Annotated in this window: 25 protein-coding genes and 1 tRNA gene; 4 read left to right on the top strand and 22 right to left on the bottom strand. The window is 35.8% G+C overall.

The genetic code is table 11. From position 1 onward, the window contains the following. Nucleotides 1-109 precede the first annotated feature (109 nt). The 3 genes from AB1422_01135 to AB1422_01125 all read right to left on the bottom strand — a co-directional run bounded on the left by AB1422_01135 (nucleotide 110) and on the right by AB1422_01125 (nucleotide 3,630). Nucleotides 110-1,366: a SpoIIE family protein phosphatase gene (locus AB1422_01135; protein ID MEW6617949.1), complete on the bottom strand. Its 1,257-nt coding sequence runs from the start codon at nucleotides 1,364-1,366 to the stop codon at nucleotides 110-112. A gap of 26 nt (nucleotides 1,367-1,392) precedes the next feature. Beyond that, a complete protein-coding gene (locus AB1422_01130) occupies nucleotides 1,393-1,764 on the bottom strand; it encodes a response regulator (protein MEW6617948.1) in 372 nt (123 codons plus the stop codon). 108 nt (nucleotides 1,765-1,872) lie between these two features. Next, nucleotides 1,873-3,630, bottom strand: coding sequence for a FumA C-terminus/TtdB family hydratase beta subunit (locus tag AB1422_01125; protein ID MEW6617947.1), 1,758 nt, complete (start codon nucleotides 3,628-3,630; stop codon nucleotides 1,873-1,875). A gap of 600 nt (nucleotides 3,631-4,230) precedes the next feature. Between AB1422_01125 and AB1422_01120 the strand changes: the two genes are divergently transcribed. Then, on the top strand, nucleotides 4,231-4,425 hold the full coding sequence (locus AB1422_01120; protein ID MEW6617946.1) for a hypothetical protein: 195 nt from the start codon (nucleotides 4,231-4,233) through the stop codon (nucleotides 4,423-4,425). On the opposite strand, the gene AB1422_01115 is transcribed toward AB1422_01120, so the two are convergent. The 17 genes from AB1422_01115 to AB1422_01035 form a co-directional block, all read right to left on the bottom strand. Beyond that, nucleotides 4,399-4,890 (bottom strand): ribonuclease H-like domain-containing protein, encoded by a 492-nt coding sequence (locus tag AB1422_01115; GenBank protein ID MEW6617945.1) that lies wholly within the window; start codon nucleotides 4,888-4,890, stop codon nucleotides 4,399-4,401. The two genes, AB1422_01120 and AB1422_01115, sit on opposite strands and share 27 nt — an antisense overlap. Before the next feature lie 21 nt (nucleotides 4,891-4,911). After that, nucleotides 4,912-4,986: transfer RNA gene (locus AB1422_01110), tRNA-Arg, on the bottom strand. Nucleotides 4,987-5,063: 77 nt separating this feature from the next. Further along, nucleotides 5,064-7,097 carry a FapA family protein gene (locus AB1422_01105; GenBank protein ID MEW6617944.1) on the bottom strand — a complete coding sequence of 678 codons (2,034 nt, stop codon included), beginning with the start codon at nucleotides 7,095-7,097 and terminating at the stop codon, nucleotides 5,064-5,066. Between the two features lie 329 nt (nucleotides 7,098-7,426). After that, complete coding sequence (locus tag AB1422_01100) at nucleotides 7,427-9,673, bottom strand: YfhO family protein (GenBank protein MEW6617943.1); 2,247 nt, start codon at nucleotides 9,671-9,673, stop codon at nucleotides 7,427-7,429. Between the two features lie 99 nt (nucleotides 9,674-9,772). After that, nucleotides 9,773-10,069 (bottom strand): GxxExxY protein, encoded by a 297-nt coding sequence (locus tag AB1422_01095; protein ID MEW6617942.1) that lies wholly within the window; start codon nucleotides 10,067-10,069, stop codon nucleotides 9,773-9,775. 122 nt (nucleotides 10,070-10,191) lie between these two features. Next, entirely contained in the window at nucleotides 10,192-10,827 is a 636-nt protein-coding gene (locus AB1422_01090; GenBank protein ID MEW6617941.1) for a class II aldolase/adducin family protein, read from the bottom strand. Nucleotides 10,828-10,881: 54 nt separating this feature from the next. After that, nucleotides 10,882-11,013 carry a hypothetical protein gene (locus tag AB1422_01085; protein ID MEW6617940.1) on the bottom strand — a complete coding sequence of 44 codons (132 nt, stop codon included), beginning with the start codon at nucleotides 11,011-11,013 and terminating at the stop codon, nucleotides 10,882-10,884. Between the two features lie 231 nt (nucleotides 11,014-11,244). Further along, nucleotides 11,245-11,709, bottom strand: coding sequence for a transposase (locus AB1422_01080; GenBank protein ID MEW6617939.1), 465 nt, complete (start codon nucleotides 11,707-11,709; stop codon nucleotides 11,245-11,247). A 287-nt stretch (nucleotides 11,710-11,996) separates the two neighbouring features. Then, the gene (locus AB1422_01075; protein ID MEW6617938.1) at nucleotides 11,997-12,980 is read right to left on the bottom strand and encodes a hypothetical protein; all 984 of its coding nucleotides are present in this window, start codon (nucleotides 12,978-12,980) and stop codon (nucleotides 11,997-11,999) included. Between the two features lie 10 nt (nucleotides 12,981-12,990). After that, a complete protein-coding gene (locus tag AB1422_01070; GenBank protein ID MEW6617937.1) occupies nucleotides 12,991-13,890 on the bottom strand; it encodes a hypothetical protein in 900 nt (299 codons plus the stop codon). Between the two features lie 10 nt (nucleotides 13,891-13,900). Then, complete coding sequence (gene csm4, locus AB1422_01065; protein ID MEW6617936.1) at nucleotides 13,901-14,869, bottom strand: type III-A CRISPR-associated RAMP protein Csm4; 969 nt, start codon at nucleotides 14,867-14,869, stop codon at nucleotides 13,901-13,903. Next, complete coding sequence (gene csm3, locus AB1422_01060; protein ID MEW6617935.1) at nucleotides 14,841-15,752, bottom strand: type III-A CRISPR-associated RAMP protein Csm3; 912 nt, start codon at nucleotides 15,750-15,752, stop codon at nucleotides 14,841-14,843. The genes csm4 and csm3 overlap by 29 nt, the downstream gene beginning before the upstream one ends. A gap of 20 nt (nucleotides 15,753-15,772) precedes the next feature. Then, a complete protein-coding gene (gene csm2, locus AB1422_01055; GenBank protein MEW6617934.1) occupies nucleotides 15,773-16,270 on the bottom strand; it encodes a type III-A CRISPR-associated protein Csm2 in 498 nt (165 codons plus the stop codon). Continuing rightward, complete coding sequence (gene cas10, locus AB1422_01050; protein MEW6617933.1) at nucleotides 16,233-18,539, bottom strand: type III-A CRISPR-associated protein Cas10/Csm1; 2,307 nt, start codon at nucleotides 18,537-18,539, stop codon at nucleotides 16,233-16,235. Before cas10 ends, csm2 begins: the two co-directional genes overlap by 38 nt. 112 nt (nucleotides 18,540-18,651) lie before the next feature. Then, nucleotides 18,652-18,903: a nucleotidyltransferase domain-containing protein gene (locus AB1422_01045; GenBank protein MEW6617932.1), complete on the bottom strand. Its 252-nt coding sequence runs from the start codon at nucleotides 18,901-18,903 to the stop codon at nucleotides 18,652-18,654. Between the two features lie 680 nt (nucleotides 18,904-19,583). Continuing rightward, nucleotides 19,584-20,525, bottom strand: a complete 942-nt coding sequence (gene cas6, locus AB1422_01040) for a CRISPR system precrRNA processing endoribonuclease RAMP protein Cas6 (GenBank protein ID MEW6617931.1) — start codon at nucleotides 20,523-20,525, stop codon at nucleotides 19,584-19,586. A gap of 29 nt (nucleotides 20,526-20,554) precedes the next feature. Beyond that, nucleotides 20,555-20,686, bottom strand: a complete 132-nt coding sequence (locus AB1422_01035; protein ID MEW6617930.1) for a hypothetical protein — start codon at nucleotides 20,684-20,686, stop codon at nucleotides 20,555-20,557. A gap of 244 nt (nucleotides 20,687-20,930) precedes the next feature. On the opposite strand from AB1422_01035, the gene rpmB reads away from it, so the two are divergent. Then, nucleotides 20,931-21,128, top strand: a complete 198-nt coding sequence (rpmB, locus tag AB1422_01030) for a 50S ribosomal protein L28 (GenBank protein MEW6617929.1) — start codon at nucleotides 20,931-20,933, stop codon at nucleotides 21,126-21,128. Between the two features lie 170 nt (nucleotides 21,129-21,298). Here rpmB and AB1422_01025 read toward each other — a convergent pair whose 3' ends face one another. Beyond that, the gene (locus AB1422_01025) at nucleotides 21,299-22,198 is read right to left on the bottom strand and encodes a transporter (protein ID MEW6617928.1); all 900 of its coding nucleotides are present in this window, start codon (nucleotides 22,196-22,198) and stop codon (nucleotides 21,299-21,301) included. An 82-nt stretch (nucleotides 22,199-22,280) separates the two neighbouring features. Continuing rightward, on the bottom strand, nucleotides 22,281-22,745 hold the full coding sequence (locus tag AB1422_01020) for a VanZ family protein (GenBank protein ID MEW6617927.1): 465 nt from the start codon (nucleotides 22,743-22,745) through the stop codon (nucleotides 22,281-22,283). Nucleotides 22,746-23,563: 818 nt separating this feature from the next. On the opposite strand from AB1422_01020, the gene AB1422_01015 reads away from it, so the two are divergent. Both AB1422_01015 and lptB read left to right on the top strand, forming a co-directional pair. Continuing rightward, nucleotides 23,564-24,175 (top strand): LptA/OstA family protein, encoded by a 612-nt coding sequence (locus AB1422_01015; GenBank protein ID MEW6617926.1) that lies wholly within the window; start codon nucleotides 23,564-23,566, stop codon nucleotides 24,173-24,175. Between the two features lie 9 nt (nucleotides 24,176-24,184). Then, nucleotides 24,185-24,913 (top strand): LPS export ABC transporter ATP-binding protein, encoded by a 729-nt coding sequence (gene lptB, locus AB1422_01010; protein MEW6617925.1) that lies wholly within the window; start codon nucleotides 24,185-24,187, stop codon nucleotides 24,911-24,913. Nucleotides 24,914-25,086: the final 173 nt, after the last annotated feature.

Here is a 25,086-nt window from a genome sequence, read left to right as displayed (position 1 = left end):
TAAAGAAAACATCACTCCTCACGCCTATCTCCTTACATCCTACCTTCTATCTCCTACCGACTATTTTCATCCTCATTTGTGAACCCCCCGGTTCATGAGCGTTTCTCCTTCAATCAACCTTTAAAATCATCAAAGTAATATCATCGAACTGAGATTGAGTCCCAGAAAAGATAGTTACTGCCTGTTGAACTCGGTTAATAATTTCTTGTGCTGACATTTGTTGATTCTCACGAAGCACCTGTATCAAATTTTCCTCACCAAATTGTTCTTCTTGTTCATTGATTGCCTCAGTGGCGCCGTCGGTGTAAAAGGCTACCATATCACCTTTTTTAAGCCAAATTTCCTTCTCTTCCAGCTCAACCGCAGGAATGACCCCAAGTGCCATCCCTTTCCCTTCTAAGATTGCAACCTCATCCTGTCTAATAAGCAAGGGTGGGTTATGTCCGGCATTAATGTAAAGCAAATTCTTTTTCTTCGTATCCAGGATAGCATAAAACAAAGTAACAAACATAGTATTTGCCGTAGCCTCTTCAGCTATAAATTCATTTACCTTACTTATGGCATCAAGTAGTTGAGGATTGGCTATGGTATTAGTTCTGACAACGGTTTTTGATAATGCCATAAACAAAGCCGCAGGAATACCTTTTCCTGAGACATCACCTATGGTTAATCCCCATCTATCTTCGGTAATCGGGATAAAATCATAGAAGTCGCCTCCAACTTCCTTTGCCGGGATGCTAATAGCGGCTAACTCAAATCCTTCTATCTGAGGAATAATCTGCGGCAAGAAACTCATCTGGATATTTCGTGCAATCTCTAATTCTTTCTGGAGTCGTTCTTTTTCAGCGGTAGTCCGCCACAATTCCTCTGCTTGTTTTTTCACCCTCTGTTCTAAAGTGGCGTTAATCTCGGTTAAGTCATCATTTAGATGCTTAATGCGAAGCAGTGATTTTACCCTGGCTAAAACCTCAGCCCGGTCTATGGGTTTGGTCAAAAAATCGTCTGCTCCTGCCTCAAGTCCCTTTATCCTATCTTCCTTCTCCCTTAATGCAGTAACCATTACTATCGGAATGAAGCTTGTCTCCTTTTTTTCCTTCAATTGCCTGCAGACCTCATATCCATCTAATCCTGGCATCATAATATCTAATAAAATTATATCTATTGGCTCTTGATTAACCTTTATCAGTGCCTCATATCCATCACAAGCCATAATGACCTCATATTGCGTGACCAGAATAGCCTCAAGCAAATCCCGATTAAATTCTTCATCATCAACTACTAAAACCTTTGATTTTCTCGTTCCCATAATTTTAACCTCGCCCACAAAGTTATTTATATCTTCAACTGAAATATCTATCTTTTCCAACACAAATTCTTCAATCTTTTCTGCTTCTAAACCCTCAAAAACCCGGCAACACTTTGAGCAAATTCTTTAGTATTAATAGGTTTGGTAAGATACCCATCACAACCTGCTGATTCTATCCTTTCTTTATCTCCTTTCATGGCATAAGCAGTCAAGGCTACAATCGGCATATCTTTGTTCATAGAATTTCCTTTGATTATGTTTATGGCAGAAAGTCCATCCATGCCAGGAAGTTGAACATCCATCAAGACAAGGTCAAACCTCTCCTTGTTTGCCAGCTCTATTGCCTCATGAGCATCACCGGCCTCAAAAACGACATAACCTGCCACCTCAAGCAGGTCTTTAGCCAATTCTCTATTCAATGGTTCATCATCAACAACCAGTATCTTTTCTTTTGCCATTTTTTCCCTCCATATATGTTTTTTTTATTTACTATCTATTTGTAGTATAGCATACGCAGAAAATTATTGCAAGAAATTTTTATAGCGAGAAAGCAATATATTTCTCTTTCATTTTTTCATAACGCTATGTTTTTTCAATTTTAAGAGTAATTCGTTCTTATCTACAGGTTTTAACAAATAATCAGATGCTCCAAGGCTAAATCCTAATTCTTTATTATCTGTCATAGAGATAATGATTATAGGAATTTCTTTAGTTTCAGGAAGGCTTTTTAATTCTTTCACTACTTCAAAACCACTTTTCTTGGGAAGGATAAGATCTAATGTAATAGCAGAGGGCTTAATCTCTTTAGCCTTCCGGATAGCTTCTTCGCCATCTACGGCATAAACTACCTGATACCCTGCCTTTTCAAGATAAATGGTCAAGAGTTCCCTGGATTGTGATTCATCTTCCACGACTAATATAGTAGGTTTATCTTCTAATTTCTGCACTTTGTATTCTGCTTCCTGCTGTTTGCTCTCTACCCTCTCGGGTATGGTAAAAGTAAAGGTGCTTCCCTTGCCAGGCTCGCTTTCTAACCAGATTTTCCCTCCATGCAGTTCTACCAATTTTCTGGTTAAGGGCAGACCAAGTCCTGTCCCTGCATATTGCTTGGCATAACTGCTATCTATTTGCTTAAATTCCTCAAAGACCTTTTCTTGATCTTCCCTGGCAATTCCAATTCCTGTATCCTGGACAGAAATTTGCACCATTTCGTCTACTGGTCTTGCGAGGACATCTACCCTTCCTCTTTCCGGTGTGAACTTAATCGCATTTGAGAGAAGATTATACATTATTTGCTTAAACCTGACCGGGTCTGCTTTTATGGTTGAGATGCCTTCAACCTTAAAGTCAAGCGAGATACCCTTCTTTGATGCCATATTCTTAATTAATGTCTGGCACTCATTGAATATCTCTTTGGGTAGAATCTCCTCAATCTTAAGTTCTACCTTACCTGCCTCTACCCTGGAAAGGTCTAAAATATCATTGATAAGTATGAGCAGGTGTTTGCCACTGGTAAGGATATTAGAGAGATATTTTTTTTGTTTTTCCTGGAGGCTACCAAAGGTCTCCTCTAATAAAACCTCGCTGAAGCCGATGATGGAATTGAGAGGAGTCCTGAGTTCATGGCTCATATTGGCGAGGAATTGCGACTTTGCCTGATTTGCTTCTTGAAGTTGTTTATTTGCCAAAGCAAGTTCTTTCTTTTGGTTAAAAAAAACTGTTATTATCTGACTGATGTCTCCAAACTCTGATTTATCTTTTTGTAGTGAAGATAGATATGCTGAATTTTCAGTCAGTGGACCGTTCTGATAAATATAATTACCTCGTGAATCAATAGCAACAATAACCGGAAAATCCTTTACTTTAAATTGAAATATTGCCTCTGTTCCCAAATCAGGGTAAGCAATTACTTTTGCTTGTGTAATTTTTTGTGATAGCCATGCTCCAGCTCCTCCAATCGTAATAAAGTAAATACAACCATATTCTTTCATTGCTGAAATAACCTCTTTTGACCTTTTTCCTTTGCCAATTGTTCCAATCACACCATTTTTCAAAAGTATTGGTGTGAATACATCCATACGAGAGCTGGTCGTCGGACCGGCTGAACCTATAATTTCTCCTGATTTTGCGGCTGTAGGACCTGTGTAATAAATAGTTATATCTTTTAAATCAATTGGCAATTTTTCTTTTTTCTCCAGGCTCTTAACCAATCTTTGATGTGCCTTATCCCTGGCGGTGTAGAACCAGCCATTAAGTAATATCTCATCACCTACTTTTAGCGAGTTAACTATCTCTTTATTCAAAGGCAAATTAATTTCTTTCATCAAAATCTTCCTTTGTAACTATAGTAAGTATTAACCAAAAGTTCACATTAGTATTGTTGATAGTTGATGGTTGATAGTCTATGAAACTATCAACTATAAACTATAAACCCTCAACCATGTTGCTATATCTGTTCTATGAGAAATTTTCGTTAATGACTACTATATTCAGCCATGGATGCACACAGATGAAACACTGAAAATTCGTAATCCGTGTCCGTAATTAGGCTGAAGGCTGAAAATTCAGGTATAGTGCCTCGTGTCTCCTCTCCTTCTCCGTTTCTCCCTTTCTCATCTGTCTTCTGACCTCTGTATTCATCCGTGTTAATCAGTGTTATAGCAGTTATTATTCAAAACTTTACTTAGAATTAAATACTCGTAACTACTCGTAGTGAATTAACAAGTTATGCGTGAACCATTACTACACTATGTCAAATTAGTGCTATAACTCTCTATATTTTTAGACAATTATGTCCATTTGGCTTGCCTTCCCCTATTTCTTATGATAAAGTGGAAAAAAATAGAATGTGAAAATTCTACCTCATCCTTCATTTAATGTCCCATAGGGACAACATATCGGTAGAAATAAATATCATACAAATAATGTCCCATAAGGACAATATATCGGTAAATGTTTCACAAATTTTCTACCAATATATCGTTCCTACGGAACTGATTGATTTATCTATCTATTCCTACCGATATTATGTTCCTAACGGAACGATTATTCTCATGCCTTATTTATGGGTATTATCCTATGTAAAGTTCCAGTTAATAACCGCTATAATCAATGGCTGAACAGTTACCAAATAACCTTTTTTCTAAAACAACTAAATTCTCTACATCCTCCCGATTATAAGCGAGTAATAGTGCTAATGCGTGGGTATCACCGTAATTCTGATATAGATGCCAGAGTTTCATTGCCTCATATCCCGTAATTCCTTTTAATTTACGCGGGATATTTAATTTTTTTTCGACATTCTTTAATCCACCGTATAAATTCAGTCGCCAGCAATCGAACATCAGATCATAAGAGCCAAAATATTTAGTTAAATCTAACCCTATATTTTTCTTAATTACAGGTAAATCAAACCTACTGCCATTATAGGTATAAATAGTTGATACTCCTTTTAAAATCTGCAAGAGAAAATATGAAGTAATTTCATTTCCAATAAGTTGGGTGAAATTTCCCGTCTCTAAAAGAACACCGACTACGGTTATTTCACCTCCATAAGAGGTTTCAATATCAAGATAGGCTTTCATTATCATATTAAAATATTTAAGTGCGCCTGAGAGGACTCGAACCTCCGACACGCGGTTTAGGAAACCGCTGCTCTGTCCATACTGAGCTACAGGCGCATTCGGGTTACACCTTGAAAGCAGAATTAATCAAGTTAATTTTGCTTTCAAGGTCTAACCCCACCATCTTTCCTCTATTACTTAAATATCCGCAGTTTTCTTTTTGGTACCTTTACCTTTGATTTATTGGCAACGATTGTTTCGCCAGTTACTCCCGGCCCCAATCTTGCAAGTATTTTAGACCTTGCGTGGTCTAAGGCAAATAATTCTTCTATGGTTGCTTCTACAACGCCACCAGACTTAAGTGTAATTAAATCTCGCACCTCTTTTAATTCATTTTTATCTAAAATCTTGGTATAAACCTTATCTCCTAATTTTAATTTTTGGAGTTTAACACCATTAACCGCATCAGAAATAAGTCTAATTTTAAGTTTGGCTATTTGCGGCGGTGGTTCTTCTAATTCTTTAATCACCGGTAATTTTGGTTTAGGGACTCGCTCTTTTTCTTGTTTTGGTTCAAATATAATTCTTCCTCGTGGGAGTTCTTCTTTAACAATTTGTATCCCTTTAGGTTCTTCATAAGGTCCAACTTTAATGTTTCCACCTAACGCAGTAAAAGTAACAAATCTATATTCATTTTCTACTTCCAGACTAACTGACCTGATTGAAATTTTTACACCCGGATAGACGATTTTATAGGCACAGATTTTTCCCTCTTTAGCTTGATGTATTTCTGCTTCTAATAAAGGCAACGCCATACTCATTGTATATAATTTTTCTTTTAAAGTATTTTTTGCCTCGATATGTTGCACCAGTAATTTTTCTTTATCTTCCGGGAAATTGTTACCCATTTTTTCTTTTAAATCAAACAAATATTTTATTCCTTGTTCTATACCTTTGAATTTTTCTTCATCAGATATTAATTCCTGTTTTAACTTTTCTACCTCTTCTCTTAATAAAGGTAATGAACCTGTTTCAACAATAGTGGGTGTGCCAGTAACAGAGCCGATTACTTTTACATTTATTTCTTCTCCGGCGCGTATTTTACCACCTAAAATTACACCTATCCTCCCCTGAACAATAACCTTCTTTTTAGCATCCACCTGACTGTATCGTATAGATTCATTAACAATAACATCTTCCCCTGCTTCTATATTGCCATGTTCTACGAAATTAGCATAGATATTTTTTGGGGTTTTAACAATACCTTCATCTTTTCCAATTATTCCTTCACCAACAATAATATTTCCTTCAGCTTCGACATAAGCCTTTTCAATACAACCACCTACCTCGATATTACCACCGCATTTAACCCGAAAACCATCAAGGATACTACCCGCAATAAATACTGAACCAGGGAAATCAATATTTCCTGTGGAATAATCCACATTTCCTTTTACTTCAAAAACAGGTTCTATATGGATTTTATTATCCCGAACTACTACCTGACCATCAATTTTAGATAAGAGTTTAAGCCCATCTTCAGAAAGTTCTGTATTTTTACCCAGAGGTAATGGTATATCGAGCCCATTTTTAGCGTAAATTTCATTACCTTTAACTGTCATTCCTGGAAGACCTAATGTCGGAGGTGTTTTTATGACTAATATTTGTCCTGAATTAACAACATTGATAATTCCTAATTCCTTAAAATCTACCCGTCCATTTTCTTTTTCCTTTAGTTGAATTTCATTATTCAGATTAAATTTATATTCTAATTTTGCATCTTCACCGTGGACAGGTGGAGTAGCCTGAGCAATTAATGTTGGTTTACCAAACTCCTTTTTTTCTAATAGATAACTAATCAGTTCGTGATTTACATTATGAAACACCTCATTTCGTCTTAATTCTCGTTCTATCTCGCGTTCATCTACTTCTTGATTGAGGGTCAAATAAGCCTTCATTTCATCATGGGTAACTTCTACCAATACCCGATTCACTTTAGGTCGGGTTTGAATCTCACCGATTTTACCCTCGGTTTCATTATCCTCAGCTATGAGTGAACTTATGAGTTGAATATCTACAGCCGCATCTTCCCACTGGCTAACTGTGGATAAAACATCATCTAATTCTACTTTTCTCCCTTTACCAATAGGAGGATAAACAGTTAGAAAAACATCATAACCTCTCGTTTCAAGTTTAAAATGACCATCTACATCCCATGCCTGTTCCATTATAAATTAAATATAACACTTTTAAGGTTAAATGTCAAGATTTTTGTAAATATTGAGTAATATTGCAGATTGGTTACTTATAGCAGTTATTAGTCAAAATTTTACTCAGAGTGGATAAGTAAAAAATCCCAAATCCCAAGCACCAAATCTCAAATAAGCACCAAATTCCACATACCAAAAAGCGAATTAGAGATTAGTGAATTAGAGATTAGATTTTACTAATTCGCTAATTCGCTTAATTCACTAATTCACTAAATGGAATTTGGAATTTGTGATTTGGAATTTCAGAGCCATATCTATGTCAAATTTCGATTAATAAGTGTTATAATCTATCGAGAACGCTTGCCCGGGTTCAAGACATCTCCGAAGATATATAGTCCGCCAAGAAAAATCAAGGTGATAACGGTAATTTTTGCCCCAAGATTAAAAGAGACAGGATTATAAACAAACCTGAGGCTAAAATTCCCTGCAGGTAAAGGAACGGCTCTAAATAAAAAATCTGCTCGATAAATTTTTTCTTTTTTATTATTTACATAGACCTCCCAGTTAGGATAATAGGTATCAGTAAGAACAAGAAAACCTGCTCTGGATAAACTTGCTTCTATTTTTACCTCTAATGGGAAATATTTCGTTATTTTGACCTTCTCTTTGGTATTCTTTAGTTGAGGTGATATTTTTTTGTCTATTTCTTCCTCAAGGATAACATATTCCCCGGGATAAAAATCCTCACTTTTAAGTGTGTGAAGAATAGTTTCTTTATCTTTAATGACCTTTGCCTGATGAACAATAAATGCCCTTGGGAGACAGGTTTTATTTTCATAAATATTTATCGCCTCGTTGCTAAAAACCAACGGATGAGGAATATGGGTATCTTTAGAGGTAATTATATACTTACCATTGATTAAAGAAAATAGCTTAAAATTTAATATTTGGCTAAATTCGATGTATCGACTTAAATTTAAGGGAAGCCAACCATCAATCGATGATATTTTATATAATAAAGAAAGATTTGGAGTGATGCTTTCTTTGACTGGTGTTATTACTTCTGTAAAAGGCTTTAATTTAGTAATATTACTTCGGGCAATTGGGTCTTTATATTTTTCCTTCCAGTCCCAGGTAATAATTCGATAAAGACTCTTATCTTTTTTTAAGAAACGGACTGACTGCGGGGTAGAAGTTAAAATTGATTTTTTCACTGTCGGATTAAATCCGGACCAATATATAAAGATATTCACTATCAAAACAACAATACTTAATGAGGCAAATATTGACCGGGTAATTTTATATTTCAGGTATAAAATAAGCAGACTAAAACTCAATGTGCTTAATGTCATAAATAACAACCAGTCTTTTATCATTATTGAATATAGGATATCTTTTTCTCCATAAATCCAAATAAGCGAAAAGATACTCACCAAATTAAAACACAGACAGGTAAAAATAACTAACCGTTTCTTTATAGATTGATTTTCAAGCAAATAATTGAATCCCAAACCAGCCAAAACAGACATACCAAATGTCCATAGATATAAATATCGTGCTGGATATCTGATTGAACTTATTATCGGGAAATGATACAAAAGATTATAAAGTGGATTATACTTTCCAAAGGCTAATAATAATCCTAAAAGGCATATTGCCAGGGAAAAAAAGGTGTATTTATCCCTTTTTAAACTAATAGCCATTATTCCGAAGATTAGAGGGATAATCCCCAGATAGCCACATAAGTCAATGTAATTCCAATCACCAACATAAATACCTTTAAATGGATTACCAAAGAAATCAGGCAGGATAAAGGTAATAAGTTGAGGTAAAGAAAGTGAGGTTAATACCCATTCATAATAAGGGATAGGTTGACTGCGGTAACTTTCTCTTAATAATTCATAAGTCGGAAATAATTGAATTGCATAAATCCCGGATGCAATTAAAAAAATGATAACTAACCTTTTTAGTTTAATGGTTTTGAATAAAAGATATGCGGTAACAACAAGTAATATTTGTAATGAGGCTTGTGGGTAACCACCTAAAAATTGCATCCCAAATATAACACCGATAAAAATTATGTATCTTATGCCTTTTTTTAAAAATGAGATTTCAATCAGGTAAAGGATTAACGGCAACCAGACATAGATAGTCAACATATTAAAATAAATTAAGTGGGTTATAAATACGCCACTGAACATAAATGTAATCCCGGCAAGAAGAGCACTCCATTGGTCACATTTAATTATCCTCAAATACATAAACATAAATAGCCCTGCCAGAGAAAAATGGAGGATGACACTCAAGTTAAAGGCAGTTACTGGCTCAAGAAGGGTAAATAAAATGAGGTTTAAAGGGTAGAAGACACCTGCCTGTCCTTCGGCTAATAAAGGAAATCCACAATAGATATAAGGACACCACAAAGGAAGAATGCCTTCTCTAATGCAGTCCCGAACAAATACCCGTGAAGGATAATTTAGACTAATTATATCTCCAACAAATAAGGTTTCATTTAAAAATATTATCCGCCAGAAGAAGATAATAGGTAAGATAAAAATAACGGATATGGCAAATAGATTTTTATAGTTTTTCATTTTCACCTATCGTAACCGTTCAGGGCTATACATTACAGGGCTATACATTAGAAGTGTAAACAAGGAGAAATGGGGAAAAGGGAGAATTGGAGAAATGGCTCAAACTTTTTCTTGCTCCACCCTTCGGACATCAATCCTGGAGTCTGCGAAATTTACCAGTAACCCTATTTCTTTATCCACTGCTCTAAGGTATAATCTAACCTGATTATAATACTTCCCACTTATCTCCTCAACAGTTTTAATCTCTACCACAATCTCATCTTCAACAAAAAGATCAAGTCTATGAATCCCAACCTCAACACCTTGATAGAATATCTTGACTTCTTTTTCTGATTCAAAGATGATGTTCTGTCTTGCAAACTCAACCTTCAAAGCATTGTGATAGATGCTCTCCAGAAAACCAGGTCATAACTTTTTATGGACATTAATACAGGCATTAATAATCCTATCAGTTAACTCTTCTTTTCTCCACTTCTCCATCTTCTCCCTTTCTCCTTATTTTTATCTTACCTGAACCCTTACCACCTATCAATCTCTATATCCAATGAGTTAAGAAAAGCACTGGCTTTCTGCCTGGCAATAGGTCTTAATTCTATATTCGCCGATTTTGAGAAGATAATTAATTTGCATAGAAACTCAAGTGTCTGGGTTTTATTAATCACCTCTTCGATAGAATCACCGGCACAAACAACGCCATGATTTTCAAGTAACAAGATAGTAGCATTTTTAATCTTTTCCCCAACTGCTAATGCCAGTTCCAGACTGCCAGGATGTTGATATGGCACTCTTTCTATCTTTTTGAGATAAACAATTGATTCCGGGATAATTTGTGTTTTTATTTCCAGATTTTTAGCACAAGCCACAATGGTACTAAACAGAGGTTGGGAATGAAGAACAGCCATAATTTCTTTTCTTTGAAGATAGATTTGTTTATGCATTCTAAATTCCATAGATGGTTTTCCCTTAACCAAATCATCATTTATCTGACAAATAATCATCTCTTCGTCCTGCAGGTTTCCAAGTGAGGCTCCACTGGTGGTGATAAGAAAACTATCTTCATCTATTCTCAAACTCATATTACCACTTGTTCCCCAGACCATGTCAAGTTCTGCGGCAAGTTTACCATTTTTTTTCAAAGTTTGTTTTATATCCATTTGACGCTGTTTATTGTCAGGAGGACCTCTGTAGCTATAGAGAGGATTTTGGGGTCAAACCTTGATTATTGAAGTTAAGGCATTCTGTATTCCATAATCAAGGTTTGACCCCATGAACTCCTTATCTAATGTGTCTATCATTTTACTCAACATAGCTCGTATTTCACTTTCACTTTTGACTTTCACTCTGCCATTCGTTCTCTCCTTTCACTTTCAACTTTCACTTTCAACTCCGCCATCGGCGGGCCGTCGCAATCTCTTATTCATCAGGTCTATTATTCGCACGCAGGGGTCAAAACCCCTTGCACATAGTGGCTCGGCAAGGCTAAAAATACTAACCTAACCTATTAAAATGTAGTGAGGGTCTTTTAAAATGTAGTGAGGTCTTTAGACCCGTTTTAGAAACTAAACTGGAAACTACATAAATATTTTATTTACATCAAACTCAAATGAACCTGTAAATCTATAATCTTCAAAATTTTTACATAGTTCTTTTCTTACTGGATTATTGGCAATATATTTCATTACATTTTCAATCCCTTCTTCTTTCCTAATAATATGGTCATAGTATCCTTGTTGAAACAACTGTTTATTATATTCTTTTTTAAACCAGAATCCACATTTCTGTTTAAATATCTTAATCATCTTTTGTAAATTTGCATTTTCAGAATCACCAATAACACATAAGTGCAAATGGTCGGGCATAAATGTGTATAAATAAATCTTGAATTGATATTTTTCTGCAATCTCTTTTAATATATTTATACATTCATGGACTGTTTTATCTGATTCAAAATAGTTATGTTTAAAATTACAACATATTGTGATTGAATAAGCAGCATAACCAATATAATCAAAATTTTCTAATCTTGGTGCTGACACAATTTTTTACCTCCTGTAAAAGACTAAAGACGGGTCTAAAGACCCTCACTACATTCCTCCTTTTTCCCCGAGCCCCGAGCCCCGAGTCCCGCTTTCTTCGTCGCAATCCCTTATTCATCAGGTCTATTATTCGCACAAAAATAGACTTTGGCTGTTTAACTTTCCTGGATTGTCGCAATCCCTTATTCATCAGGTCTATTATTCGCACGGATCAAGCCAAATCCAGAACATGACTCTCTTTTTTACTACGAGTCGCAATCCCTTATTCATCAGGTCTTATTCACTTTTCAAAGAGCAGATTTAATCTCGTTTCTAAGTTTTTCTTTTAACCCAAAAAGATTATTTTTATTATAAATTACCATCCTTAAGTGTCGCAAATCAAATGGCAAATTGTTAACATCCTGGGTAAGCATTATTACCCTTTTTTCATATCCATGAGATAGTCCAAGCTCATAGTATACATTCAGATTCTTTTCTGATAACTCAGCAATAATAATCCTTGCCTTTATCAAGTTTTCTTTAATCTTATCCATAATCCCACCGAAAAAAATCTGTTCATCTACCCTTTCGCACCTCATCCCTAAACTTTCAACTACTTCCTTTATACGGTCATAAACATTATTAAATTCCTCATTAAATGGCATAATAACAAATACGAAGTCTTCATCTAACTGAGATTTTTCTTTTATTAGCTGAACAAGCCTTTCAGTGCCAGGAATTGGCATCTGAGTATCTTCGTCATAATCAGTCCACAGATAGAATGCCTCTACATCTTTAAAGGATACAGCGGCATTATAAGCACCGATAGACATTGGCTTTGTTCCACCGGTTAGATCAATAGCCAATTGGTTATTTGAAAGGTTGTATCCTGCATTCATTTCTTCAATCCAGCTTACAATTTTTTGTTCGGTAATTTTTTGGTCATCACTGAGAATCATAACCTCATCAATTTTCATATCTGGACACATATTTTTTATATTCTCTTTAACCAAATCTATATGTCTTCTGTGGAAACTCCTGGTTTTTTCAGAGAAAGCCATCATCAAATACTTTGGTTTAATAAAGCCAGAGATAAGGGCAATATTTTCTATAGAGTAACCAACCGGAGTGAATAAGGCTTTATATCTGCCTTTACCTATTTCTTCTCTTATTTTACTTGTGGTATTATTGGCAAGAGCCTCTAATGCCTGATTAAATATGTGCTGAAAATAAAAATTCAGATTGCAATTCCTCTGTTTCCAAATTTCAAAGAGACTTTCTAAATTATCCATATTTTCCTCCTTAGGAGCTGAATTTTTTCACCTTATCTTTTATAACCATAGCTGAATCTCTACCTTTAACTTTATTTTCCTTCATTTCACCTAAATCTTTCCTATCCAGAATTAAAATAAGCCTTGTTTCATTGGCTATTGACTTATCAAATATTTTCCTATTTATCTCCCAGATTGAACTATTTTCTCTTGGTGAATCCCTACCCACCAACAATGTCAATGGCACCTTAGATAATTCTGTATCTTGAAAATAAAGAGTATATTTAAAGCATTGCATCAAATCATTTATATCTGGTCTTTTGTTTTTACACTCTATAATTAATCCCTGAAACTCAAAGCCTATTCTTTGTTTCGCATCAAAGGAATCACACTTAGTATAAAATCCATCAAGCCTTTTTAAAATCTTAAATTCTCTTTTTTTTAGCTCTTTTGGTTCTTCCTCTCCATATCTATATCTATTTATTTCATCTATAAATATGACATCAAAGAATTCAAGAACAAGATCTTGAAAGCTTTTACCGTCTCCTGGTGAGCATTCACTGATTTCTTTAAATAATCGGACTGTCTCGGTGTTAATGATGGCTAACCCCTTTTGAAAATTCTTAATTATCTTCTCTACGGATTCTTTTATTGGTTTAAATAAATTCTCAGTTTTCTCTGCATCAAGGCCAGCAAACTGTAGAATATCCTTTTCTATAACGCACAAATGTGCGCCTGCCTCTTCAATTTTTCTATTTGCATCATTAAATGTTTTAAAAGGTTCTATTTTTTTATTTAACTCAGTAAATTTAATGTCTATTGTTGAGCATAGGAGTTTCTCATACGAAGTTTTAAAGTCATTTTCCAACCTTGCCTTAAGGATTAAACAATCCTTTATATAATCATCTAACTTTAAAGCATCAATCCCCATAAAAGACTCCTTAATAATGATTAACAATTTCAACCATCATCCCAAGTCCGTATCTATAGACCTCATGTTCCTCCTGGCGAAACCTTGAGGGAGCTACCTTTGCCATCTGACCTTTTATTGGGCTTTTAAATAATGAGCCCTCGGCAAACATCTTACATTCTCTGCGTTTGCTCTGTTTTATAGAGGAGCTTGAGAAGATCCAGCCCTTTCTGGAAAGAATATTATACGATATAGCCTCTTTTGCCTCATCATTGTTTGAGGGATAGCAGAGTGAAAGGGAATAATAAGAAGTGTTTTTCCCGCCTCTTTCTTGAAATAACTCAGACCATTCAGGCAAATTATCTATCTCAATAAGCTCTGAATCAAAAATACCATAACCGATGCTTCTATCACCACCTATTCCACTTTCACCCAGAAGCCTTATACACAGCAAAAGTTTATCCTTGAGTAATTCATCTTTAAGGTCTATTAAAAAGTAAAGCCCACAGTCTTGATTCATCAGCCATCCGGTAGTCTGATAGATATTTGTAGAGGTAGTTATTCTATCAATGGTCACCCTCGGGGCAGTAAAACTTACCATCAGCTCATTAACAGAATCTTTGAGTGGTTTCTTTTTGATTCTTTCGTAGTTGCCTGAGGCAAGCTCAAGAAAATCAGAGAGCTTAATGAGGGGAACATCTTTTAATTTCTCCAGATACAGTTCACCTGTCCCGTATGGGGTGGGAAGGTAATATTCATCCATAAAATAAGGGAAGGCTGAGGAAATTCTAAAGGGAGGAGAATCAGTGTTCAAATTGCTAATTAATTCCTTTATAGAATATCCACCATCGTAATTGCTGGGTATCTCAGCCAACTTATTGGCAATACCACTAAAGATTGTGTCTGAATGAAGAATACCGGTAAATCCTTCCCCAAGGGATAAATCTCCACCTCCAATGGATATAGCCCTTTTAAATCTCATCCTTGCCAGCAATAACACCTTGTGCCTCCTCTTTCAAAAAGTTCACAATATTGTCTATCTCACCCCTTGCCTCTTCTATGGTAAATTCTCCCTCTTTTTCTACTTTACCCTTCCACTTTCTCTCATCACCCATAAAATAACCCAGAGACCTTCCCACAAATTCTTTAAATGTAAATTTTATCTTGCCATAACCCCGAGAGGTATAACCTCCTATCCCTTCATTCTGGATAATCTCCATACAAGTTAGAAGGTTATTCAGGTCTCTTTTTAAGGCATCTTCTCTAAAGCAAGGTTTGTCTCTACCTGTAAATCCAAGTGAGTCAACGGTATAAACCATTTCAAATTTGAACACATTATCAGGCAAAACCCTTTCAATCCTTCTTGGATTGGCAGACATAGTTGTCCTGTCTATACCGGTTTCTATCTTTACCTCAGTAAAAACAGAAGAGACCTCTATCAGACTTTCATCGAGAAGACAGTCTCTAACCATCAATAGTGATGGGAAATTTTCCGCCTTTTCCCCTTTTGGGACAGACCTATCATCACCACTTGAGCCAAAGATTCTGCAGACATCACAGGATAATGAATATCTGACATCTTCACAGCAGTGGATGAATAAGGGATTTCTGTATGTTCCTATATTTCGGTTGGAGGAGAGTTTCTCCCTTTTATTCTCCTTAATCCGCTCTCCAAATTTCTCAAGGGTGCTTCTTAGTTTTCCCTTTAAAGAACTTCCAGGAATATAGGGCAGGTTGTTTGCCGAATCCCTGATAACTGGCAGGTCAACACCACCTATCTGCATAGACTCCTGGGACCCACCGATATGAAGTCCTGTCTCTAAAATAATTTTCCCCCCGAAAAGCACCTTTCCCATTAAAAGCCTATGTCCATTTTCTCCCATAGTAAATACCTCCTTTTTGTTTAGTCTCTTCCCCCACAATATCTGTGGTAGGCGACTATTGCTTCGACAAACTCACAGAGCCTGTCGTAATCCTCAATATCTCTTACCATATCAATCAATGGATTGATTACCTCAAAGAAAGGGGTTACCTCGCGTGGTTGTCTTGCCTTAGCATCGGCAAGCCGAGGTTTCAACATCAGGATTTTATTCCTTACCATAGTTTTAAACGACTCATCTGCATCTACCTTTGGCTTTTTCCTGATAGTGCCGATAATAGCTCTAATGGTAAGGAGTGCCTCGTAAAACCTTCTTAGCTGAGCAACTTTAAGACGAACCTCAGGACTTGAGAGTATCCTACCCAAAGCATAACTGCACACCACCAATTTTTCAGCATCAAGGATAGTTTTAAGTGTGGCATCCCCTGAATAGTTTTCAAATATCTTGTTTCGTATCCCCTCTGCGGTTTTTAGCCCCCACTCTTCATAGAGTTTTTCCTCCATTGGCTTTCTCGTAATCAATTTCATCACCTCCTCTGGTTAAAAGTATAACCCAAGAAAGGGGTATATACAATGTTGAAAACATCCCTTTATTAAAATGGAGATACATTTCATAAAGTTCATAAAGAGATTTCCCCTCTTCGCTCTCAATCTTTTGCTTTTTCAACTCTCTTTTAACCTTTTCAAGACCCCATACAATTTTAGGAAGATAGAGCAGGTCTTCATTATACCATATCTCCAGCAAATTCAAGGTATTATGAAAAAATCCCTGTGGTAGCAAATTGCTTCCTTTTTTAAATGCATCTAAAGGTTTTAAGATATATTCATTAACCTCATCAACCACCTTCGCTTCTTCTCTCTTATATTTTTCCCATTTGAGGGCAAGTTTCAATCTTGGCGGTTCTTGGGAATATTTGGGGGTTCTAAACCTTTCGCTAAATTTCTTTTTACGAGATAACAGATATTCGGTAAAGAATGGGGCAAACGAGTCCTTTCTTAAGCACTTACCTATTTCATAAAGAGGGCAAGTAATCCATTCCTTCCTGCACATCCAACAGGGTTCAAGGTTCTCTTTTGCTGTTTTTAAAGCCCTCATTGATGTCTCTGCCATCTTGCTTACAGGAAATTTAGGATTGTGAAGTGTAAGTCCTCCACTTAGACCAATATCAATATTTTCGCAGGTATATTTTTTAAAGGCTTTTCCAATGTCAATTGCAAGAGAGGCAGTCTTGTCCCATGCACCAAGAATGAAAAGGTCGTCACCTCCGGCATATATAACATGACCACTTAAACGATGGTTGTTCCTGGTAGAAAGGGATTCTGTTCCCTTACATAACGATTCCAGATATAATTTAAAGAAATAATTCATATTTCTTGAAAGAGATGATAGGAGCTCAAGATTTGCACCTTCGTAAAAACCGGAATGCAGAATTTTACCTATATTGTCTGCATCCATTCTTAAAGCTCCAATGAGTTTCGCACCTTTTGAACTTTCAGCAATATCTTCAAGAGGGGCAATATCTTCTTTTACCATTGATTCTGTCTCTTTGTTTCTGAGCACAGTTTCATCCAAATCACCAATCTTTGTGATATATGTCTTTACAAATATATATGTAGCAGAGTCTTCAATGTCTTCTATAAAATCCTCTCTATCTTCAAAAACAACCCATAAACACCTTAAGTCTTTTTTCACTTCAGACAAAAGATAATATGAGGCCTCTATCGGTAGACATTCTCTATCATCCTTGTTGTAACTGTAGATAAATTTTGCTTTTGGTATCTGATTACCAAGTTCAATAAGTCTTTGGCACAAGGAACATCTGACTTCCTCCTCCTGAACTCTGATTGTGGAATCATCTCTATAGCAAATTTCACAACTTTGAGAATTTGGGTCAGTTTCTTCCACAAAAGGGAATTCACCCCTTTCTATAATGGCTTTGAACTTCATGCGTTTTTTAGTAAATGCCTGGTTTGAAATTTCTCTTAATAAGCCTGGAAGATTCATCTTGAGTTCCTCATCCGAACATTTAACATAGCTAAAGGCAGCATAAAGTTTTCCATTGAATTCTCTTAGAAACCACCGGTTAAGGCTATAGGCGATGTTAATGAGAGGGTCTTCATCTTCCTTGGGGCAACCTGAAAGTATGTAAATATTGCCTCCACCATTCATAATGACATTTACATAATGGAGGTTTAAAGCATTTAACACTTTATAGATAAGATGATTAGACAAAAGTTCAACAAAGAAGGAACGGGAGCGGAGATTTTTTGATGCTCCAGAGGAAGAGATATTATAGATAAATCTCTGGATTCCTGATAGGTCAATATTTATAAGCAGATTATCGTGATGTTCTAAATTTTCTCTATTTAATTGGATAACCGCTTTTGCTGCTTTAATTTTATATACATCAAAGATTGATGTAACTTCTGATTCCTTTATAGGCACATTTCCACCAAATTTCTCAAGCAGGAAAAGTAGCTGGTTAGAATTTAGAGAATCAAGGTAGTCTTTTGAAAAGGCTTTATAGTACTCATTTATCTGCTCCAACACCTCTTTTTTAATCCTTTTTAGCCCATTTTTGTCTGACTTTGGATATACAATCTGAGATGAAAGACTTGAGGGTGAGGTATAGTAAATAGCCTCTTTCCCATCCCTATCTTTAAAACCTACCTGATTAAATATAGACCTGAGATAATAGGGAGCATCTGATTTATACCAATTGATGGTTTCAAGTAGTCCATCTATAAAAATCGGCTTCAATAATTCTTCTAAGTGCTTATTATTAATCATATTTCTCCCTCCTTCCCAAACCATACAGAAGTGCGGCTAAGATTACGGTTTGATATTCTTGATTATTATCTTTCATCTTTTTACCTCTTGAAAATTGGGCTGTGGTATAGTATTATTCCTCATTCGGGTTTGTGCCATCTGCTCCTTTATAAATAATTTTCCCCACACGGTTGATATGTTCAATCAAATCAGGGTTGTTTATGCTTTCGTAATGAACTACATCAAAAAAATATGGTAAGGGGATTTCTTCGTTAAGGGTGAAGCTTAGATGTTTGATTGTTTCTTCGGTAATATCCTTGCCTTTTATGGCCAGATCAACATCAGAGCCTTTTTTATGGCTTCCTTTGGCGCGTGAACCGAATATAATCGCTTGTTCAATTTGAGGAAAATCCCTGTAAGGTTTTAATAATATTCTTTAGCTCCTTTTCGTTTAACCCGTTATTCATAACTCTACCTCTGCTTTTTAGATACTCTTAATATACTATTTATCATTAAAAATGTCAAGAAAAAATTCAAGGTGGAAGTAATCCCTCAGTTATCGGTGGTAAAAACTAAATACTTGATGTTCAAGTTTTTTAAAGGTATAAAGATTTAACCGCAAAGAGCGCAAAGGAAGATTTCGCAAAGGACGCAAAGGAAGGAAAATAAGGTGGTGAACAACCTATTGCTTTGTTAAGTTTGCTTTGCTATGTTTAGAAAGTTATCGGTTATCAGGTTATCGGTGAAGAGAAAACAATGGCCTGTTATCTCCGATTACTGATTACCGATTACCTAAGTAACATGCAACTTCAATCTTAACAGAGCACTATAATCTTTGCGTTCTTTGCGGTTAATTTCTTTGCGTTCTTTGCGGTTAAAAAAGGATAAACCACTTAATCTTAAAAAAACTTGAATATCGAGTAAATATAAATTTTCTCTCGCAAAGACGCAAAGTTCACAAAGATTATAATTTATTCCTTTGCACCTTGGCGAGAAATTTAATCTTTGTGCCTTTCGCCCACCAATAACTGACCGATTACTGGTGGAAATTTCAGAGTAGCTTTGTCAGCAGGTTGCTGATACTACTTTATATCTCCCCAGTCCAAAGCTTGTGCCTTTGCCAATATGCAATACCTCACCTGCTTTAATTAAAGGGATGAATGGCTCAATATTGCCCTCAAAGGTTATTTCTCCCACAAACCCACCCAGTTTCATTCTGGTATCCTGCCGGGCAGAGTATCGCTCCCAGTCATACCAGTCTAACATCCGTTTTATTGTCTTTACCTGTTTGGATTTGTAAATTATTCTCCTGAAATCCCATTCAGATGGGTCACCATTACAATGAAAGTAGTAGAGGAGAGAGATGCGGCGCAAAAGTTGCCTGAGCAGAATCTCGAAATTAAGCTCAATCGTAAGATGGTTATCATAAAGGATACGGGTGGGGGTGAGAAAATTTAAGGTTAAGGTTTCAAGGGTAAATGGGTCATAAGTATTGTCAAAGCCTACCGATAAGGTTGAAGGGGTAATGGATTTAAGCGTTTTATCTTTAGAATCATAGATTGTCTCTCCATCACAAGCCACTTGTTCCAACTCAAACTTGCCTCTATCCTTGCCTATTCCTATCTTCCCAAGTTCTTGAAAGGTATAGATAAAATAAGGCAGGTAATCTATTGCCTTGCCGATTAAAATAAGGGAGAAGTTTATCTCATCACCAGGTTTATAGCCTATGCGTTTTTCCTCTGGTGGCTCAATAACAAATGGGTGAGGTGCAGAGGTGTATTTACGCATAATCTTTGTATCTTTTGGAGGCGGGGTTTCAAAGATATATGAATAAACGCATTTTTCTTTCAGCAGGCAGTCTGGACATTCCTTATCCTTTATGGCACAAACTACTCGCTTAAAGGCAGTCCCAAATCCTCCCCTTAGCGTCGAGCCTTTGTAAGAAGGGAGGATGATTGGCTCTAATGCCTTCAGATTGAGCATAACTGATGCAATGTGTATATACATACCTTCTTCCTTTTTTGTAGGGAATAATTTTAAACGACCCAAAAATAATAATTTAAGGACAGGAATAAGCATTCTTCTGAAAATAGGAAGTAGAGAGTAGAGAGTAGAAAGTAGAAAGTAAAGAAAACATCACTCCTCACGCTTATCTCCCCATCTCCCACCTTCTATCTCCTATCTACTATTTTCATCTTCATTTGTGAACTAACGGTTCATGACCGTTTTTCCTGTGAATAGGCTGAAGGCGGAAGGCTTAAGGCTGAAGATTTTTTATCCTATGTCCTTCAGCCTTCAGCCTACTTTTCATCTCCCTGTCAATCACTGGTTGAATAATTACAAAAAAATACTTGCAAGAATATAAATTTTATGTTATTATATATAAAATTTGTTCAGGAGGTAAGATTCAATATGGCTAAGGTATGTTACATCTGCGGTAAAGGTCCTCAAGTTGGTTATAATGTTAGCCATTCAAATCGCAAAACGAAGCGAAGATGGTTACCAAATCTTCACAGGACTAAAATAATGATAAATAAAACAGCAAAATATGTCTATCTTTGCACGAATTGTCTGCGGACTAAAAAACAACCATCTTTACAAACTGTTTAAAACTCGTAACCGTTCAGGATATAGCCACAGAGTCACAGAGAACACAGAGGAAATATATAACCACGAATGAACACAAATGCAAAAAGATTTGTAGTGCGAGGCTTTAGCCTCGCTTCTGGCTAATTTCCTTAATTCTCTGTGAATTCTGTACCTCTGTGGCTGAACGCTTATTAAAACTCACGAATAAAACCTAAAAGAGGTGTTATTCCAGTTTTTTCATTTTTACCAGTAAGACGGTAAGCAATTGCCGCTTGTAGGGTAGTATTATGCAATTCAACAGTTTCGTATTGAAGACCTAATAAAAGCGTCATTAATGAAGATTTGGAGGCGTTAATTTTCTTTTTCTGGCTATTTCTATCTTCGCTTTTAAATTCACCCATTAGCTCAGTAACAATGGTTGTTCTCTTTCCCGCTGGATAGTCTAAAGTTACATCGTAGGCGAATACATTGCCGGGGTTAATTTCAATTCCTTCTTCATTTTTGCCTTTGCCGGTGATAGTATAAGCGAGATTTAAGTGTGTGGTAAAAGGCTCTAAATTTTTGGTCAATATTCCCATAAAAGTCAAATCTGTTCCTCCGGATGAAGTTGGTAAGTCAGTTGAGCCTTTTTTTGCCTCTTTGCCGGTAGGAAGTTTTATGATTAATAACCCGGAAATAGATGGTAGGTCAATTTTACCTGAAATAAGATTATATTTTGCTTTTAATTCGAGGTCTCCTCTACCATGACCAGATTTTTCTTGAGCACCTAAATAAGGGGTTTCATTTAAAAACAAAAAAGGGAAAACCAGACCCAATTGTAAATTTTCTACTATCCCTCGATAAAGTTCTAATTGAATTTCAAATTCCGTTGCTTCAAATCCTTCTTTAACCTCTTCCTCGGACTCGTAATCCTGCCTTTCTCCCTCATTATTCCACACTTCGTCACTTACCATCCAGAGCAAGTTTTTCTTTAATTCATATTTCCCCGGTGCTAAAACAGCGGAATATTCTCCAAGAATGGGATTGGCTAAAGATTGGGAAACTATGCCTGAAATCAATAGAAAAACCACAAGAAAGCATTTTTTGTTCATTATTCCACATCCTTTCTTTGTAACCATTCAGCTACAGATGGACACGGATGAAACACGGAAAATCCGTGAACCGTGTCCGTAGTTAGGCTGAAGTTTTTTCCTCCGGTTGTCCTTTGCCTTCTGCCCTCTGTCTTCTGCTATTTATCCGTGCTAAATCTGTGTTAATCAGTGGCTGAACAGTTACTATTTTCTGTCCTCTTCTTATCAAAAATATCCCTTGAGCCAAAACACCTCCAATTCCATCATAGATAACATCATAAACCTCTGGCTCGCGTAAGGAAATAAAAGATTGATGTAGTTCATCACTTATGCCATACAATATCGTGATAATGATTGAAAAAATTGCCGCTTGTTTAATCAAGAATTTTTTGTTTGAAGTTCTTGATGCCTTGCCAATAAGCCAGCTCAATATTCCAAACTCAGTCAGATGTGAAAGTTTATCTGAAATTGGTAGTGGTGGCAATTTATCCCCTGGAATTGATGATTGAATAAAAATCAAACCCATATAAATCCCTGCCAAAAACCAATACCGCGTTGATATACTCATTATAGTTTATATCATACCAGATAATTTTATTTAAGTCAAGATTTTTTTTCTGAAACTGTAACTATTCACCACGAAGGGCACGGAGAGCACGAAGTGAAATTTGATGAATTATCGAATAGAGTCATTGGATGCGCGTAACTATTCACCACGAAGAACACGAAGAAAATTAGATGGCCTCTGAAATTAACCACAAAGTACACAAAGAATACACAAAGAAATAAAGGGAAAAATCTATTCTCTCAAAAATCTTTGACTCTTTTGTGAAACTCTTTGTGATCTTTGTGGTTAAAAGAATTGTAGTTATTGTCAGACACTACCGAAAATTACAAGACATTAAATTCCATTTCGTGTCCTTCGCGCTCTTCGTGGTGAATAGTTACAAAAAAAAAGATTAAAGTTTTTTATTTTTTTGCCGATTATTATATTAGGAAAGTTGATAGCGTGTAGTTTTCCCCTCCCAGTTTCTATACCTATTAATTTTCCGGGTGCTAAGTAGTTAATTACTATTTAGCACCTTTTTTTGTAACCGTTCAGGTCTTGAGTTACTAATATTGATTGAGATTTCGGAACACTTACAAAATATTGAATGTAGAATGTTCAAAGTATAAAAACGGCCAAACAGAAAAATCCAGAAACTTCATCATTCTACATTCGATATTCAATATTATTCCTGTTACCTGAACGATTACTTTTTTTAATAAACTACGAAATACTGGTGGTGTCCGATATTATAGTTCCCTCTTTCCCCTCCTTGCGAACTTATCCTTACCCAAAATTATCATTGACAATAATATTTATCTATGGTATTATAAAAACAAATGAGGAGAACGATTTTTCTTCTAATAAATATCTTTGTTATTTCCAACATATGGGCAGAGGATATTAATATTTTTGCCAATAATGCTGTTTGGAACCGTAAAGAAGAAAGCACAATCCTGACAGGGAATGTTTTGATTACTAAAGGAAGTATCTCTATTTCTTCAACAAAAATAAAGGTAATTGGTAAATTATCAACATTAGATGAGATGATAGGTGAAGGGGAGGTAAAGGTTGTTGATAAAGAGAAAAATATTTACCTTACTGGTGGTTATCTGAAATATCAGAAGCCGATTGAATATATCCTTATTACTAACCAGCCTAAATTAGAATTAAAAAATGAAGATGTAACGATTACTGCAATGAAAATGGAAGGGTTTTATAAAAAAAATGAGTTTGTGATTACAGATTTGGTTAAGATTATTCATCAAGATACGATTGCCACCGCTTCAAAAGCCATCTATTCTGATGATAAAAAAAGATTAGAATTAATTGGTTATCCGCAGGTAATTCAATCAGAAAATAAACTCGTCGGTGAAAAAATAATCTATTATCTTAAAGAGGATAGGTTTGAGGTAATAGGTGGAGTAAAAGCGATATTAATGAAGAAATAGGTAGTAATTATGTCTATTCTAAAAACTAATGATTTAATCAAAAACTACGGCTCAAAACGGGTCGTGAATAAGGTTAATATTGAGGTTAATCAAGGTGAGGTTGTTGGTTTATTAGGACCAAATGGTGCGGGAAAAACAACCACATTTTATATGGTTACAGGACTAATCTCGCCTGATTCTGGCAATATCTGGCTTGATGAAATAGAAATTACCCACTTACCTATGTACCAGAGGGCAAGAAAAGGCATCGGCTATTTAGCCCAGGAACCTTCTATATTTAGAGGATTAACTGTTGAGGAAAATCTATTAGCCATTCTGGAAACCATCAAGATAACTCCAGAGCAAAGAAAAATAAGATTAAACGAATTATTAGAGGAATTAGGCATTGCTCATTTAGCGAAACAAAAAGCCGTAACCCTTTCTGGAGGGGAACGAAGACGATGCGAGATTGCCCGCTCGTTAGTTACCTGCCCTGACTTTATGCTTTTAGATGAACCTTTTGTCGGCATTGACCCGATTGCCGTGGATGATATTCAAACTATTGTCTCTCACCTTAAAGAAAAAGGATTAGGCGTGCTGATTACTGACCATAATGTTCGGGAAACATTGGAAATAACCGACCGCACCTATATTATGTATCAAGGAGAAATACTTCTCTCCGGGACTTCTCAAGACCTGATTAATGACCCAAAGGCAAGGGAAATATATCTGGGTGAGAAATTTACTATGGGAGGATAGAAAAGGATAGTGAAAAATGGATGAAGGAGAAACACTCATAGCCCTGCAGGGCACAAAGTCTTATGGTGAAATGTCAAGTAAAAAATTAAGTTTTTTTAAAAATATTTTTCTTGACTTATATCCCTAAAAAGGCACAAAAATAGTATGTTCGGATACAAGTGAATTTTTTAAAT

The sequence above is a fragment of the bacterium genome (genome assembly GCA_040757115.1).
GTDB lineage: Bacteria > UBA9089 > CG2-30-40-21 > CG2-30-40-21 > SBAY01 > JBFLXS01.
Note: the sequence above shows the minus strand (reverse complement) of the source record. Positions and strands in the feature narration are given on the sequence as shown.